At 65.4% G+C, this 15,759-nt stretch carries 16 protein-coding genes; 5 read left to right on the forward strand and 11 right to left on the reverse strand.

Annotated features, from left to right (window positions below; genetic code table 11):
• Positions 1-16: 16 nt before the first annotated feature.
• From GOQ09_RS25525 to sucC, 5 genes are all read right to left on the reverse strand, one after another.
• A complete protein-coding gene (locus GOQ09_RS25525) occupies positions 17-667 on the reverse strand; it encodes an FHA domain-containing protein (protein ID WP_157616428.1) in 651 nt (216 codons plus the stop codon).
• 70 nt (positions 668-737) lie between these two features.
• Positions 738-1,544: a Stp1/IreP family PP2C-type Ser/Thr phosphatase gene (locus GOQ09_RS25530; RefSeq protein ID WP_157616851.1), complete on the reverse strand. Its 807-nt coding sequence runs from the start codon at positions 1,542-1,544 to the stop codon at positions 738-740.
• Positions 1,545-1,568: 24 nt separating this feature from the next.
• Entirely contained in the window at positions 1,569-2,255 is a 687-nt protein-coding gene (locus tag GOQ09_RS25535; RefSeq protein ID WP_157616429.1) for a TerC family protein, read from the reverse strand.
• Positions 2,256-2,353: 98 nt separating this feature from the next.
• Positions 2,354-3,247, reverse strand: a complete 894-nt coding sequence (gene sucD, locus GOQ09_RS25540; protein ID WP_007828710.1) for a succinate--CoA ligase subunit alpha — start codon at positions 3,245-3,247, stop codon at positions 2,354-2,356.
• Between the two features lie 10 nt (positions 3,248-3,257).
• Positions 3,258-4,424, reverse strand: coding sequence for an ADP-forming succinate--CoA ligase subunit beta (gene sucC, locus GOQ09_RS25545; RefSeq protein WP_157616430.1), 1,167 nt, complete (start codon positions 4,422-4,424; stop codon positions 3,258-3,260).
• Positions 4,425-4,630: 206 nt separating this feature from the next.
• Here sucC and argC point away from each other — a divergent pair, with 206 nt between their 5' ends.
• Positions 4,631-5,554: an N-acetyl-gamma-glutamyl-phosphate reductase gene (gene argC / locus GOQ09_RS25550; RefSeq protein WP_157616431.1), complete on the forward strand. Its 924-nt coding sequence runs from the start codon at positions 4,631-4,633 to the stop codon at positions 5,552-5,554.
• Positions 5,555-5,575: 21 nt separating this feature from the next.
• Here the strand turns inward: argC and GOQ09_RS25555 are convergent, their stop codons facing one another.
• The 3 genes from GOQ09_RS25555 to recA form a co-directional block, all read right to left on the reverse strand.
• Entirely contained in the window at positions 5,576-6,307 is a 732-nt protein-coding gene (locus GOQ09_RS25555; protein WP_157616432.1) for a hypothetical protein, read from the reverse strand.
• Positions 6,308-6,429: 122 nt separating this feature from the next.
• Positions 6,430-6,900 (reverse strand): recombination regulator RecX, encoded by a 471-nt coding sequence (recX, locus tag GOQ09_RS25560; RefSeq protein WP_157616433.1) that lies wholly within the window; start codon positions 6,898-6,900, stop codon positions 6,430-6,432.
• A 49-nt stretch (positions 6,901-6,949) separates the two neighbouring features.
• Positions 6,950-8,068, reverse strand: coding sequence for a recombinase RecA (recA, locus tag GOQ09_RS25565; protein ID WP_157616434.1), 1,119 nt, complete (start codon positions 8,066-8,068; stop codon positions 6,950-6,952).
• Positions 8,069-8,213: 145 nt separating this feature from the next.
• On the opposite strand from recA, the gene GOQ09_RS25570 reads away from it, so the two are divergent.
• From GOQ09_RS25570 to GOQ09_RS25580, 3 genes are all read left to right on the forward strand, one after another.
• A complete protein-coding gene (locus GOQ09_RS25570) occupies positions 8,214-8,699 on the forward strand; it encodes a MarR family winged helix-turn-helix transcriptional regulator (RefSeq protein WP_157616435.1) in 486 nt (161 codons plus the stop codon).
• A gap of 67 nt (positions 8,700-8,766) precedes the next feature.
• Positions 8,767-9,441 (forward strand): response regulator, encoded by a 675-nt coding sequence (locus GOQ09_RS25575; RefSeq protein ID WP_157616436.1) that lies wholly within the window; start codon positions 8,767-8,769, stop codon positions 9,439-9,441.
• Positions 9,442-9,479: 38 nt separating this feature from the next.
• Complete coding sequence (locus GOQ09_RS25580) at positions 9,480-10,925, forward strand: sensor histidine kinase (protein ID WP_157616437.1); 1,446 nt, start codon at positions 9,480-9,482, stop codon at positions 10,923-10,925.
• A gap of 12 nt (positions 10,926-10,937) precedes the next feature.
• Here the strand turns inward: GOQ09_RS25580 and GOQ09_RS25585 are convergent, their stop codons facing one another.
• Genes GOQ09_RS25585 through GOQ09_RS25595 form a run of 3 tightly spaced genes read right to left on the reverse strand, consistent with a single transcriptional unit; the run spans position 10,938 to position 12,606 of the window.
• Positions 10,938-11,141, reverse strand: coding sequence for a sporulation protein (locus tag GOQ09_RS25585; protein WP_157616438.1), 204 nt, complete (start codon positions 11,139-11,141; stop codon positions 10,938-10,940).
• Positions 11,142-11,149: 8 nt separating this feature from the next.
• On the reverse strand, positions 11,150-11,974 hold the full coding sequence (locus tag GOQ09_RS25590) for a biotin--[acetyl-CoA-carboxylase] ligase (protein WP_157616439.1): 825 nt from the start codon (positions 11,972-11,974) through the stop codon (positions 11,150-11,152).
• Between the two features lie 2 nt (positions 11,975-11,976).
• Complete coding sequence (locus tag GOQ09_RS25595) at positions 11,977-12,606, reverse strand: SET domain-containing protein (protein WP_157616440.1); 630 nt, start codon at positions 12,604-12,606, stop codon at positions 11,977-11,979.
• Between the two features lie 183 nt (positions 12,607-12,789).
• On the opposite strand from GOQ09_RS25595, the gene GOQ09_RS25600 reads away from it, so the two are divergent.
• Complete coding sequence (locus GOQ09_RS25600; protein ID WP_157616441.1) at positions 12,790-15,732, forward strand: DNA topoisomerase III; 2,943 nt, start codon at positions 12,790-12,792, stop codon at positions 15,730-15,732.
• The last annotated feature ends 27 nt before the right edge of the window (positions 15,733-15,759 follow it).

The raw sequence follows: 15,759 nt of genomic DNA on the forward strand, positions 1-15,759 counted from the left end.
CTACGCGGGCCTGAGTTCAGACCCGCACGAACTGCATGCGCGTGGCGCCGCCGAGTTCCAGCACGTCGAGTTCCTGCAACCCGACGGCGTCGGTACCGAGGGGATTGCCGTTGAGCCTGACCTCGCCCATGACGCTGGCCGCTACATAGCCTTGGCGCCGGCGCGTGACAACCGCCACGGCAACGCCGGGCTTGCCGATGGTGGTGACAACCTTCTGCAGCGGCAGGTCCTGGCCGGCACCCGTGTCCGAGAGCTCGCGCAGTACCGGCACGCCCATTTCGACCAGCGCACCGGCCTCGGTCGGCGCGGACGAGAGGGGAATGGAGGACGAAAAATCGTCCGACACGTTGTGTACCGAGCCCGCGCCGGGCTCCAGGTTGTTGCGGGCGCGAAAGTGAATGCGACAGCCGCCGAGCTCAATGACGTCGCTGTCCTTGAGCACCTGCTTCTGGACCACGAGCGCATTGACGTAGGTGCCGTTGGTGCTGTTGAGGTCCTCGATTTCGACTTCGCCGCCGCGCATGTGCAGCACGGCATGCTCGCCGCTGACCGCCAGGTTATCGATGACGATGTCGTTGTAGGCGCGCCGTCCCAGCGTAGTCCGGTCCTTGGCGAGCGCCACTTGTTCGATGACAACGCCATCGATCGAAATGATCATTTTCGGCATTGCCGACTCCCCGATTTACAGAAATTGGTTGGTGGCAGGCACGGCGACCGGCGGTCGCTCGGGCCCGGGGCTAGGCGGCAGAAGGCGCATCTTGGACACGCGCTCTTGCCAGGACAACCGAAATGTTATCCCGTCCGCCATTGTCGTTTGCAATTGCAACCAAAAGTGCTGCTTTCTGCTGGAGCTCGACATCGTGGTTCAAAAGCGTGAAAAGCTGCGCATCCGAGATCATTTCACTGAGCCCGTCGGAGCACAGCATATACAGGTCGTCGGGCCTTGCGGTGTGTTCGTGCATTTCAAGCACGACTTGTGCCTCGACGCCGACCGCTCGCGTCACCAGGTTTCGGTGCGGCGAATGCAGCGCCTCCTCGGCGGTGATTGCGCCCGCGTCGAGCTGCTGCTGGCGCAGCGAATGGTCGCGCGTGAGCTGCTCGAGCTTGTTGTTGCGAAGCCTGTAGCAGCGCGAATCGCCTATGTGGCCGACCAGCACGCGCTGCGGCCGAAAAGCAGCCAGCACCAGGGTCGTTCCCATGCCCTGCAGCTCCTCGTTGGAGATGCCGGCTTCGAGAATCGCCGAATTCGCCTCGTCGGTGGCGGCCTGCAGGGCGCGCCGTATCACCCGTGCGGGCGCCTGGGGACCGGCTTGCGCAAACCAACGGGCAAAGCTGGCATGCACCAGCGACACCGCCATGGCGCTGGCCACTTCGCCACCCTTGTAGCCGCCCATGCCGTCGGCCAGCACGGCAAGGCCTAGCGCCGGATCGACATGGAGGTCGTCCTCGTTGTGGGCACGCGCGCGCCCCACGTCGGTCAACGCGGCAAACTCCCAGGACAGCGCGGGCCGATTGGAGAAAAGGGACGCGCCGACGCTCACCATTTTGTACAAGCGAGGCGCGCGGCGTCAGTGCCCGGCCGAGGCGCGGGCGCGCTGCTGCAGCAAGCGGCCGGCGGCCACGACGAAAAATGCACCGGCGGCCGCGGCCGCATAGTGCAGCCAGGGGTTGGCCGCGAGCACGCCATGCAGCGAGACGTCGCTTGCAATGGTTTCACCGCCGACCCAGCCGATCAGGGCGGCGCCCAGCATGACGATGATCGGAAAACGTTCCATGAGCTTGATCATGAGCGTACTGCCAAAAATCACCAGCGGAATGCTGATTGCGAGGCCGAGCACCAGCAGCACCATGCTGCCTTGCGCGGCAGCCGCCACGGCAATGACGTTGTCCAGGCTCATGACCAGGTCGGCCAGCAGGATGGTGCGCACGGCGGCGAGCATGCTGCCGTATTCCTTGGCCTCGCCGTCATCCTCTTCTTCTTCGCCCAAAAGCTGCAGGCCGATCCACAGCAGCAGCAGGCCGCCGACGATCTGCAGGTACGGCAGCGCCAGCAGCCTGGCGGCGACGATGGTCAGCACGATGCGCAGCACCACGGCCGCGCCGGAGCCGAACAGCACGGCTTTCTGCTGCTGCGCGGGCGGCAGGGAACGGGCAGCCATCGCAATCACCACGGCGTTGTCACCCGAAAGAATGATGTTGATCCAGACAATCTTGACCAGGCCGATCCAGAAATCGGTGCTTTGAAGGAGTTCCATGTCTCTTTTCCACTGTGTTGTAGTGAAAAAAGCGCCCGCAGGGTTTGCGGGCGCTTTTTTCTTTTTGCGTGGTGCGCAGAGAGGGGAGCTGCTGCGGTTTAGAGCTGTGCCTTGAGCAGCTTTGCCAGCTCCGAGAAGTTGCGCGTTACGGTGAAGCCGCACTCTTCCATGATGGCGAGCTTGGCATCGGCCGTGTCGGCGCCGCCCGAGATCAGTGCGCCGGCGTGGCCCATGCGCTTGCCGGGAGGGGCGGTGACACCGGCGATGAAGCCGACCACCGGCTTCTTCATGTGTTCCTTGCACCAGCGGGCGGCGTCGGCTTCGTCCGGTCCGCCGATTTCGCCGATCATGATGACCGCGTCGGTGTCCGGATCGTCGTTGAATGCCTTCATCACGTCGATGTGCTTCAGGCCGTTGATCGGGTCGCCGCCGATGCCGACTGCCGACGATTGGCCCAGGCCGATTTCCGTCAGTTGAGCCACGGCTTCATACGTGAGCGTGCCCGAGCGCGAGACCACGCCGATGCGGCCCTTGCGGTGGATGTGGCCGGGCATGATGCCGATCTTGATTTCGTCGGGCGTGATCAGGCCGGGGCAGTTGGGGCCCAGCAGCAGCGTCTTCTTGCCGCCGGCCGCTTCCTTGGCCTTCATCTTGTTGCGCACTTCGAGCATGTCGCGAACCGGAATGCCTTCGGTGATGCAGATCGCCAGGTCCAGGTCGGCCTCGACGGCTTCCCAGATGGCGGCCGCGGCGCCTGCCGGCGGCACGTAGATCACCGACACGGTGGCGCCGGTTTGCGAAGCGGCTTCCTTCACCGAACCGAAGATCGGGATGTTGAAGATCGACTCGCCGGCCTTCTTCGGGTTCACGCCCGCCACGAAGGCGTTCTTGCCGTTCGCGTATTCCTGGCACTTCTCGGTGTGGAACTGACCGGTCTTGCCGGTAATGCCCTGCGTGATGACTTTGGTGTCTTTGTTGATGTAGATCGACATGACTTGTTCCTTAGGCCTTCTTGACTGCTGCCACGACCTTCTGGGCCGCTTCCGCCATGGTGTCGGCGCTGATGATCGGCAGGCCCGAATCGGCCAGCAGCTTCTTGCCTTCGACTTCGTTGGTGCCCTTCATGCGCACGACCAGCGGCACTTGCAGGTTCACGGCCTTGCAGGCTGCGATCACGCCGGTGGCGATGGTGTCGCACTTCATGATGCCGCCGAAGATGTTGACGAGGATGGCCTCGACATTCTTGTTCTTCAGCATGATCTTGAAGGCTTCGGTGACCTTCTCGGGGGTGGCGCCGCCGCCCACGTCCAGGAAGTTGGCCGGCTCGCCGCCGAACAGCTTGATGGTGTCCATGGTGGCCATGGCCAGGCCGGCACCGTTCACCAGGCAGCCGATGTTGCCGTCCAGCGAGATGTAGGCCAGGTCGAACTTGGAGGCTTCGACTTCGGCTGCGTCTTCTTCGTCGAGGTCGCGCAGGGCCACGATTTCGGGGTGGCGGAACAGCGCGTTGCTGTCGAAGTTGAACTTGGCGTCCAGCGCCATGACGTTGCCCTTGCTGTCACGGTTGAGCGGGTTGATCTCGACCAGCGAGGCGTCCGTCTCCATGTAGCAGGTGTAGAGCTTCTTCAGGATGTCGACCGTTTGCGCGGTCGAGTCGGCCGGCATGCCGATGCCGTCGGCGATTTCCTTGGCTTGCGCGTCGGTCAGGCCTTCCTTGGGATCGGCGTAGACCGTGATGATCTTCTCGGGCGTGGAGTGGGCCACTTCCTCGATGTCCATGCCGCCTTCGCTCGAGGCGATGAAGGCGATCTTCTGCGTCGCGCGGTCGGTCACCGCCGAGACGTAGTATTCCTTGTTGATGTCGGCGCCATCTTCGATGTAGAGGCGGCGCACCTTCTGGCCTTCGGGGCCGGTCTGGTGGGTCTTGAGCTGCATGCCGAGGATTTCGCCGGCGAGCTTCTTGACGTCTTCGATGGACTTGGCGACCTTGACGCCGCCGCCCTTGCCGCGGCCACCCGCGTGAATCTGGGCCTTGACGACCCAGACCGGGCCTCCAAGTTTCTGGGCGGCCTCGACCGCCTCCTGGACCGTATAGGCCGGAATGCCGCGCGGCACCGGCACGCCGAACTTGGCAAGAATTTCCTTGCCTTGGTACTCGTGAATCTTCATGAGGGTTGTCTCTCGGAAGGAGGAAGTTGAGAACGGGAGATCTGGGGTCTGAGGCGTCTTTGGCTCTGTTGTTCGCGGGCGACGGCAACCTGACGGTTGGGGGCGGCGAACAACCGCGGACTGTATCATGGTGCGGCGCACCAATACTCGACGTGACCTTGCGGTCAATACGTACTTTCTTCTAGCGACCCCACGGATACTCCGATATGGCCAAGGTTTTCATCGACGGCGAAGCCGGTACCACCGGCTTGCAAATTCGCGAGCGGCTCCAGACGATGCCGCAAATCGAACTCGTGAGCATAGCGCCCGAGCTGCGAAAAGACGTGAACGCCAAGCGCGAGCTGATGGCGGGCGTCGACCTGGTGGTGCTGTGCCTGCACGACGACGCGGCCCGTGAATCGGTCGCGCTGATCGACCAGCTGCCGGGCAAGAAGCCCAAGATCATCGACGCCTCCACCGCGCACCGCGTGGCGCCGGGCTGGGTGTTCGGCTTCCCTGAACTGGTGGAAGGCCACTGGCAGGCCGTGGCTGCGGCCGACCGCGTCGGCAACCCGGGCTGCTATGCCACGGGCGCCATCGCCATCGTGCGGCCGCTGGTCGATGCGGGCCTGCTGCCGGCCGACTTTCCGGTTTCGCTGCCCTCGGTCAGCGGCTATTCGGGCGGCGGACGGGCCATGATCGAGGAGTACGAGGGCGGCAAGGCGCCGCCTTTCGAAACCTACGCGCTCGGCCTCAAGCACAAGCACATTCCTGAAATCATGAATTACACCGGCCTCACCCGCCGGCCCGTCTTCATTCCTTCGGTAGGCAATTTCAAGCAGGGCATGCTCGTGCAGCTGCCGCTGCACCTCGATCTGCTGCCCGGCAAGCCGAAGGCCGGCGACCTGCACGACGCCATTGCCGCGCATTACGCCAGGAGCAACACGCCCGAGCAGTTCGTGAAAGTGCTGCCGCCAACCGACAACGGCAAGCTCGACGCGCTGGCGCTCAACGACACCAACGAGCTCGAGATCCGCGTGTTCCCGAACGAAGACCACCGCCATGCGGTGGTGATTGCACGGCTGGACAACCTGGGCAAGGGCGCCAGTGGCGCCGCCGTGCAGAACCTGAAGCTGATGCTGGCGCTCTGAGCGCTGCTTATCGCTCCCGGCTCACCTGACGAGCCAGAGGCCGACGCCCAGCAGCACCGCATGCGCGCCTAACGCAATGTAGAGCGGCTTGCTTGAGGGCTCCGCCATCTCCTGCAGCGTTTCGTTGATGCGGCGCGTGAGCAGCGCGCGCAGCGCGGGGTCTTGTGCCGCGCCCTCTCCTGCTGCCATTGGCTCGCCGTGCGCGGCGCGGCCTTGCTGCCATTCGGCGAGCATGTCGCCGAGCGGCAAGCGGTTGAGCACAAAGCCGACCACCGCGCGCACCGCCTTGCCCTCACCCAGCACCGGCGCAAGCTGCTTGCTCAGCGCGTCGACCGACAACCAATCCGCCGCGCGCTGCAGCGTGCCGTGCGTGCGCGGCATGGCTTCGATGCGGCCAGCAATTGCGCCACCCAGCCGCTCGGACACGGCCTCGCCACGCGCGGCCACCAGGTGTTGCATGGCCTTGGCCCGGCCCTGCTGCACACCCAGCATCACGTAGACGGCCACGAAGAGAAGCAGCAGCACCGCGACCAGCAGCGGAGGCGAGGTGACCAGCGCAAGCACCGCACCGGCGCCGCCCGCACGCGCCGCCGTATTTCCGGGGCCCTGCAGCTGGCTCAGGTAGTAGAAGAAGGCGCCGCCGCCGAGGATGAGCGAGAGCAAGCCGCCCTTGACCACCGATCCGATGAATGCGGCGCCAGCTTTGGCGCCCGTGCGCACGAGCGACGGCTGGCCTGCAGGTCCTGAAGACATGAGAGTTCCTCCTCCGAAGTTTTTTATGAAGGCGGTCCTCGCGCGGGACCGGCCCGCGCCGATCATGCCATCGGCGGCATCTTCAGCATCACCGGCGCGGCGACACGACCGGCGCCACCGCTTCATTCGCCGCCGCTGTCGCTGTCGCCGTCGAAATCGCTCCGGAGCACCTTGGACACCACCGCGCCCGCAAAGCCGCGCGCCATCAGAAAGCGCATTTGCTTGGCGCGCTCCTTCGCATCGGCGGGCGGTGCGTCGAAACGGCGGCGCCACAACGCGGTAGCGCGCTCTACTTCGGTGTCTTGCAGGCTGGCCACAGCCTCTGCGATGGCTTCGGGCGCAATGCCCTTGGCCTGCAGCTCCTGGCGCACCCGCAATGCGCCCGAACGGGCGGCGCGCTGGTTCAGCACCGAGGCCACCACGCGCGGCTCGCTGATGAAGTCCTTGGCGGCCAGTTCGTCGAGCGCGCGGGCCAGCGTGCCGGGCTCTTCTTCATGCTTGGCCAGCTTGCGCTCCAGCTCCGCGCGCGAATGCTCGCGCTGGCTCAGGAGCCGCAACGCGCGGCCTTTGAGGGAGGGGGCACCGAATGCCATGCCTGGTGGTCGCTCGCGCGGCCCCGCGAGAGGCCGCGCCGTACCTTGCTTACTCGCCCTTGTCGGCCTTCTCGGCCTTGGCTGCCTTCGCAGGCTTCTCGGCCTTTTCGGCGGCCGGGGCGTCGGCATCGGCCGCCAGCAACGGAATACCCAGCGACTCGCGCACCTTGTTCTCGATTTCGCGCGACAGCTCGGGGTTCTCGCGCAGGAACTCGCGTGCGTTGTCGCGGCCCTGGCCGATTTTTTCGCCGTTGTAGGCGTACCAGGCGCCCGACTTGTCGAGGATCTTGGCGTTCACGCCCATGTCGATGATTTCGCCTTCGCGGCTGATGCCTTCGCCGAACAGGATGTCGAACTCGGCCGTCTTGAACGGGGGCGACACCTTGTTCTTCACCACCTTCACCTTGGTTTCGTTGCCGATGGCCTCGTCGCCCTTCTTGATGGTGCCGATGCGGCGGATGTCCAGGCGCACCGAGGCGTAGAACTTCAGCGCATTGCCGCCGGTGGTGGTTTCGGGCGAGCCGAACATCACGCCGATCTTCATGCGGATCTGGTTGATGAAGATGACCATGCAGTTGGTCTTCTTGATGGTGGCGGTGAGCTTGCGCAGCGCCTGGCTCATCAGGCGGGCCTGCAGGCCCGGCAGCGAGTCGCCCATTTCGCCTTCGATTTCGGCCTTGGGGGTGAGCGCGGCCACCGAGTCGACCACGATCAGGTCGACAGCGCCCGAGCGCACCAGTGAATCGACGATTTCGAGCGCCTGCTCGCCGGTGTCGGGCTGGCTGATCAGCAGGTCGGACAGGTTCACGCCGAGCTTCTGGGCGTATTGCACGTCGAGCGCATGCTCGGCGTCGACGAAGGCGCAGGTGCCGGCCTGCTTTTGCATGGCGGCGATGACCTGCAGCGTGAGCGTGGTCTTGCCCGACGATTCAGGGCCGTAGATTTCGATGACGCGGCCGCGCGGCAGGCCGCCGACGCCCAGCGCGATGTCCAGGCCGAGCGAGCCGGTGGAGACCACCTGGATGTCTTCGAGCGCCTCGCCTTCGCCGAGCCGCATGATCGTGCCTTTGCCGAACTGCTTTTCGATTTGCGCCAGCGCGGCTTGCAGGGCCTTGGCCTTTTCACTGTTGGCGACCGAGATACTTGCGCCCTTGACGACTGCGTCCATGTGGAATCTCCTTGAAAATCAACGGTTTGTGTGTGACTGCCATCCATCTGCTTTTAATTACAGGCTGGATGCTTGAACAGTAGTGTAGGGGCTCATGGGTTTCAGTAAACCCATTTTTTAGTCAGTTTGCTTTACCATTTGGGCAATGGCCGAAAATGCTTTTCCGACCGATCCCGACGCCTGGCGGCAAACCCACCTGGGCCGCCTCTTGGGCCATGCGATGCGCCGCTTCGACGAGCGCGTGCTCGAACTCATGGCGCACGACGTCGAGGTGCCGCTGACGCTGTCGAACCTGGCCGCCCGCGCCCAGGTGAGTGCCGCGCACATTCACATCACGCGGCACCTGGCGCGCGAGGGCTCGCGCCTGACCGAGCTGGCCGAACGCGCCGGCATGACCAAGCAGGCGATGGGCGCGCTGGTGGACCAGTGCGAAGCCTGGGGCCTGGTCACACGCGGGCCCGACCCGCTCGATGCGCGAGCGCGGCGCGTTCTTTTCACCGCCGACGGATTGGCATGGCTCGACGCCTTTCGCGGCGCGGTCACGCAGGCCGAGCGCGAATTCCGCGCCAGTGTCGGCAACGACGTCGCCACCGTGGTAACCATCGGTCTGGAAGCGTACACAGCGGGCTAGACTCGGCTGGGAGAGAGACAAATGTGAACGGCGCCAGCGCGGCGCCTGAACCGGCCGGAGGTGGCTCATGCGGATTCTGATTGCCGAAGACGACCAGGTGCTGGCCGATGCCCTGCTGCGCAGCCTGCGCACCTCGGGCGCGGCGGTCGACCACGTCGCGAACGGTTCGCAGGCCGACACCGCGCTCATGACGCACAGCGAGTTCGACCTGCTGATCCTCGACCTCGGGCTGCCCAACCTGCACGGCATCGAGATTCTCAAGCGCCTGCGCGCGCGCGGTTCGCAGCTGCCCGTGCTGGTGCTCACCGCGGCCGACAGCGTGGAAGAACGCGTCAAGGGCCTGGACCACGGCGCCGACGACTACATGGCCAAGCCCTTCAGCCTGCAGGAGCTCGAAGCCCGCGTGCGGGCGCTCACGCGGCGCGGCATGGGCGCCACCAGCAACACCATTCGGCACGGCCCGCTGGTGTACGACCAGGCCGGCCGCGTGGCAACCATCGACGGCAAGATGGTCGAGCTCTCGGCGCGCGAGCTCGGACTGCTCGAGGTACTGCTGCAGCGCGCGGGCCGCCTGGTCAGCAAGGACCAGCTGGTGGAGCGCCTGTGCGAATGGGGCGAGGAAGTGAGCCTGAACGCGATCGAGGTCTACATCCACCGCCTGCGCAAGAAGATCGAGAAGGGGCCGGTGCGCATTGCCACGGTTCGCGGCCTCGGCTACTGCCTCGAAAAAATCCAGCAATGACACGCGGGCTTGCCCCGCGGCTTCGGAGGCCGTAAGCCTTGAAACTGTTCCAGCGCGCGCAGCGCTCCCTGTTCGGCGAGATCCTCGACTGGATGCTCACGCCGCTGCTGCTGCTGGTGCCGGTGAGCATCGGCGTCACGTGGCTGGTGGCGCAGGGCATTGCCAATGCGCCCTTCGACCGAGCGCTCGAATACAACGTGCAGACGCTGGCGCGGCTCGTCACCGTGCAGCAGGGCCAGACGGAGTTCGTGCTTCCGCAGCCGGCGCGCGAAATCTTGCGGGCCGACGACGCCGACCGCGTGTACTACCAGCTGCTCGACAGCCACGGCAAGCTGCTGAGCGGCGAGTCCGACGTGCCGCATCCCAACATGGACGAGCCCCCGGTACCGGGCGTGGTCACGTTGCGCAACGGCGAAATGCGCGGCAAGCCGGTGCGGGTGGCCTCGCTCTGGTTGTCCAATGACGACGACGACTCGGCGCCCGCGCTGCTGCAGGTGGCCGAGACGCGCGAGAAGCAGTCGGTGCTGGCCACCGAAATCATCAAGGGCGTGCTGCTGCCGCAGTTCGCGATCCTGCCGCTCGCGGTGCTGCTGATCTGGCTGGCGCTGGTGCGCGGCATCAAGCCGCTGTCGGTGGTGGAGGCGCGTATCCGCGAGCGCCGCCCGGGTGACTTGAGCCCGCTCGACGAATCGTCGGTGCCGCTCGAAGTGGTGCCGCTGGTGTCTTCGGTCAACGAGCTGCTCGACAAGCTCAACGACTCGATCCACACCCAAAAGCGCTTTCTCGCCGACGCGGCGCACCAACTCAAGACGCCGCTCGCGGGCCTGCGCATGCAGGCCGACCTGGCGCAGCGCGAAGGTGCCAATGCCGACGAGCTCAAGCAGTCGCTCAAGCAGATCGGCCGCGCCAGCGTGCGCGCCACGCACACCGTGAACCAGCTGCTCTCGCTCGCGCGCGCCGAAAGCACCGGCGCGGGCACAGGCCGCCAACCCTGCGACTTGGCCCGGCTCACCATTGAAGTGGTGCGCGAAGCCGTGCCGCGCGCCATCGAAAAGCGCATCGACCTCGGTTACGACGGCGCAGAAGCCGGCGCGCCCGGCGTGGTGCTCGAAGGCAACCCGACCCTGCTGAAGGAACTGGTGCGCAACCTGGTCGACAACGCCATCAACTACACGCCCTCCATCCCCGAGCGGCCGGGCGTGATCACCGCGCGCGTGCTGGCCGACCCGTTCGGGCACGTGGTGCTGCTGCAGGTGGAAGACAACGGCCCGGGCATTGCGGAATCCGATCGCGAACTGGTGTTCGAGCCCTTCTACCGCGTGCTCGGCAACGAGGCCGATGGTTCGGGGCTGGGCTTGCCGATCGTGCGGGAGATTGCCAACCAGCACCATGCGCAGGTCAAGCTCGAAGACGCGCACCCGGGCCGGCAACCGCCGGGCGCGCGCTTCACGGTGCGGTTCGAGGGCGAAGAACTGGCGCCTTGAGCTGCGGCGCGTTCAGGGCGCGGCGGCAGTGTTGCCGGTCTTGCCGTCCTTGCGGATCTGCAGCCACTCGGGATGAACCTGGCGCGAGAGGCGCTGCGGCTCGCGCTCGGTGATGCCTGCCGGCATCAATCCGAATCCGGCAAGGTCGCCGCGGGCCCACAGCCAGTAGCCGACATTGGCCAGGACGAGAACGATCAATACAAGGCGCAACTTCATGGTGGATCTCAAAAAGCCATGCCGCGAGGACGCACGCTGACCTCGTCGCTCGAGACCATCTGCAAGCCGCCGGCCGTGCGCACCTGCAGTTCGCCGCCCCAGCCCACGCCTTCGCATGTGCCAAAGGTGCCGTCGCTGAGCTGAACCTCGCGTCCGCGCAATGCGTCGCGCGCGGCAAAGCGCTCGGCAAAGGGCGCGAAGCCCTGCGCCTCGAAAGCCTGCACGCTGCGCACCAGCGGCGCGGCAAGTTCGGCAAGCACGTCGGGCCCCGTGGCGTCAGGGCGCCATTGGCGCAGCCACGCGGGCGGCGTGCGCATGCCCTCGGCTTCGCGCGGGCCGATGTTGATGCCGATGCCGATCACCAGGTAGCGCGGCGTCGCCGCCGCTTCGGCGCGGCCCGCATGCGGCATGGCGGTTTCGATCAGGATGCCGGCCAGCTTGCGGTCGTTCACCCACAGGTCGTTGGGCCATTTGAGCGCCACCTTCGCATCGCCCGACGGGTCGAGGCTTTCCGCCACGCTGACACCCACGGCCAGCGAGAGACCCGACCAGTCGCGCGGCGCGAGCGGCAGGCCCAGCGAAAAAGTGAGCGAGGCGGCGTTTTGTTGCTCGCCCTGCTGCGCGCTTTGCCAGGGCCGGCCAAGACGGCCGCGCCCGGCGGTCTGGCGCTCGGCCACCAGCAGCACCGGCTCGGCGCGGCCGGCGCGCGCGCGGCGCATGAGCTCGGTGTTGGTCGAGTCGATCTCGGCCACGGCCTCGACCGCGAAGCCGGGCAAGAGCGGGGCCACCGCCGCGGCAATCCGGTCTTCGAACCAGTCGGCCATGGTGCTCATGCTCAGCCCTTGTCGGCCTCGTCCTTTTTGGCTTTCTTTTTTTCCGACTTCTTTTCAGCCTTTTTCTCGGCTTTCTTGTCTGCCTTTTTCGCTTCTTTTTTCTCGGCCTTTTTCTTCTCGGCCTTCTTCTTGGCTTTTTTCTTCTTTTTCTTTTCTTCGTCTTCGTCCTTGGGCGTCAGCAGCGTGCCGCGGCAATTCTCGGAGCCGCACCAGCACGGAAACTCGGCCAGCAGCTTCGGCGTGTAGGGCTCGTCGATGATCAGGCCGTAGTCGTAGTTGAGCTCTTCTCCTGCAACGATGTTTCGCAGCGCCTTGATATAAACGCGCCCGTTGACCTCGTCGGCCTCGCAATTCGGCTCGCACGAATGATTGATCCAGCGTGCGGCATTGCCGTTCACGTTGCCGTCGATCACGCGGCCGTCGTCGATGTGGAAGTAGAAGGTGTGGTTGGGCTGGGAGGGGTCGTGCGGGTGGCGGCGCAGCGCCTCTTTCCAGCTGATGACTTCGCCCTTGTATTCGATCAGCGTCTCGCCTTCTGCCAGGTCGTCCACGGCGAACACGCCATTGCCGTGGACATCCGAACGCCGCATCTGAATGCGGCGGCCGGCGAATTGTGGGGATTTGGAAGGCATCGCCGAAGTCTGTTAGGTTGAATATGCACACATGCGCGTGTGCGCGTGCGCACACGCGGGAAGCCGCAGATTGTATGTGGCCCCCACGCTCTCGCACGGCGTGTCGTCGCTGCCCCCCGAAGGGGGCCGCAGGCCGCCCTGAGGTGGCTCGGCGCCGGCGTGGGAACTCTTTTAGGAATGTTGATGAAGACTTTGGTAATTGCAGAAAAGCCGTCGGTGGCACAGGACATCGTCCGCGCCCTCACGCCGGTGGCCGGCAAGTTCGACAAACATGACGAGCATTTCGAGAACGAAAGCTATGTCGTGACCAGCGCTGTCGGCCACCTGGTCGAAATCCAGGCGCCCGAGGAGTTCGACGTCAAGCGGGGCAAGTGGAGCTTCGCGAACCTGCCGGTGATTCCGCCCCACTTCGACCTGAAGCCGGTCGACAAGACAAAGACGCGCCTGAACGCCGTGGTCAAGCAGGCCAAGCGCAAGGACGTGACGCAACTCATCAATGCCTGTGACGCGGGCCGCGAGGGCGAGCTGATCTTCCGGCTCATCGAGCAGTACGCGGGCGGCAAGACCGGCCTGAACAAGCCGGTGAAGCGCCTGTGGCTGCAGTCGATGACGCCGCAGGCCATACGCGACGGCTTCGACGCGCTGCGCACCGAAAAGCAGATGCAGGGCCTGGCCGACGCCGCGCGTTCGCGCTCCGAGGCCGACTGGCTGGTGGGCATCAACGGCACGCGGGCCATGACGGCCTTCAATTCGCGCGACGGCGGCTTCTTCCTGACGACCGTGGGCCGCGTGCAGACGCCCACGCTCTCGGTGGTGGTCGAGCGCGAGGAAAAGATCCGCAAGTTCGTGAGCCGCGACTACTGGGAAATCCACGGCGTGTTCCAGGCCGAGGCCGGCCAGTACCCCGGCAAGTGGTTCGACGCCAGCTTCAAGAAGCCGCCGCCGGGCCCAGACGGTGCGACCGATGCCGAAATTCGCGCCGACCGCGTGTGGAGCGAGCGCGAAGCCCGCGAGATCGCCGATGCGGCGCGCGGCAAACCCGCCACCGTGACGGAAGAAAGCAAGCCGACCACCCAGGCTTCGCCGATGCTGTTCGACCTGACTTCGCTGCAGCGCGAGGCCAACGGCCGCTTCGGCTTCTCGGCCAAGACCACGCTGGCGCTGGCGCAGAGCCTGTACGAACGCCACAAGGCCCTCACCTACCCGCGTACCGACTCGCGCGCGCTGCCCGAGGACTACCTGCCGGTGGTGAAGGACACGATGAAGATGCTTGCCACCAGCGGCATGAAGCATCTGGCGCCCTTTGCGCAGCAGGCGGTCGACGGCAGCTACGTGAAGCCGAACAAGCGCATCTTCGACAACGCCAAGGTGTCGGATCACTTCGCCATCATTCCGACCCTGCAGGCGCCGAGCGGCCTTTCGGACGCCGAGCAGAAGCTGTACGACTTCGTCGTGCGCCGCTTCATGTCGGTGTTCTTCCCGAGCGCCGAATTCCAGGTGACCACCCGCATCAGCACCGTGGAAACCGGCGGCAAGAAGTACCCGTTCCGCAGCGACGGAAAGGTGCTGGTCAAGCCGGGCTGGCTCGCCATCTGGGGCAAGGAAGCCATCAACGACGATGACGAGAAGGACGGCAAGAACCTGGTGGTGGTGAAGCCTGGCGAAACGGTAAAAACCGAATCGGCCGACCTGAAAGCGCTGAAGACCCGGCCGCCGGCGCGCTATTCGGAAGCCACGCTGCTGGGCGCCATGGAAGGCGCCGGCAAGACCATCGACGACGACGAACTGCGCGAGGCCATGCAGGAAAAGGGCCTGGGCACGCCAGCCACGCGCGCGGCCATCATCGAAGGGCTCATCAACGAGAAATACATGCTGCGCGAAGGTCGCGAGCTGATTCCGACGGCCAAGGCCTTCCAGCTCATGACGCTGCTGCGCGGCCTGGGGGTGGAAGAACTCTCCAAGGCCGAGCTCACGGGCGAGTGGGAATACAAGCTCGCGCAAATGGAAAAGGGCGCGCTCAGCCGCGACGCCTTCATGCGCGAGATTGCCGAAATGACGCAGCACATCGTCAAAAAGGCCAAGGAATACGACCGCGACACCGTGCCCGGCGACTACGCCACGCTTGCCACGCCCTGCCCCAACTGCGGCGGCGTGGTGAAGGAAAACTACCGCCGCTACAGCTGCACCGGCAAGGCCGGGCAGGAGCCCTGCGGCTTCTCGTTCGGCAAGTCGCCGGCGGGCCGCACTTTTGAAGTGGCCGAGGCCGAGGCACTGCTGCGCGACAAGCACATCGGCCCGCTGGAAGGCTTCCGCTCCAAGGCCGGTTGGCCCTTCACATCGGAGATCGTGCTGAAGTTCGACGACGAAGCGAAGAACTGGAAGCTGGAGTTCGACTTCGGCGACGACAAGAACGCCGACACCGGCGAGATCGTCGATTTCAGCGAGCAGGACACCGTGGGCCCCTGCCCCATCTGCGGCGCGCCGGTGTTCGAGCACGGCAGCAACTACGTCTGCGAGAAGTCGGTTCCTACCAATGCACAGCCGACGCCGAGCTGCACCTTCAAGACCGGCAAGATCATCCTGCAGCAGCCGGTGGAGCGCGCGCAGATGGAAAAGCTGCTTGCCACCGGCAAGACCGACCTGCTCGACAAGTTCGTGAGCATGCGCACCCGCCGCGCCTTCAAGGCCTTCCTGACCTGGAAGGCCGAAGAAGGCAAGGTGACCTTCGAATTCGCCCCGCGCGAAGGCGGCAGCAAGTTCCCGCCGCGCAAGACCTTCGGCAAGGCCGCACCGGCAGGCAAGACGGCCGCAGCCAAGAAGGTGGCGGCAAAGAAGACCCCTGCCGCCAAGAAAGCACCCGCTGCCAAGAAGGCCGCGGCGCCACGCAAGCCCGGCGCGGGACTGAAGCCGAGCGAATCGCTGGCTGCGGTCATCGGGGCCGAGCCGGTGGCGCGCACCGAGGTCATCAAGAAGCTGTGGGACTACATCAAGGCCAACGGCCTGCAGGACGCGACCAACAAGCGTGCGATCAATGCCGACGCCAAGCTCAAGCCGGTGTTCGGCAAGGACCAGGTGACGATGTTCGAACTGGCGGGCATCGTGGGCAAGCACCTGTCGGCGCCCTGACGGCACGCTGAAGGCTGGGAGCGCCCG

The sequence above is a fragment of the Variovorax paradoxus genome (assembly GCF_009755665.1).
Lineage (GTDB): Bacteria > Pseudomonadota > Gammaproteobacteria > Burkholderiales > Burkholderiaceae_C > Variovorax > Variovorax paradoxus_G.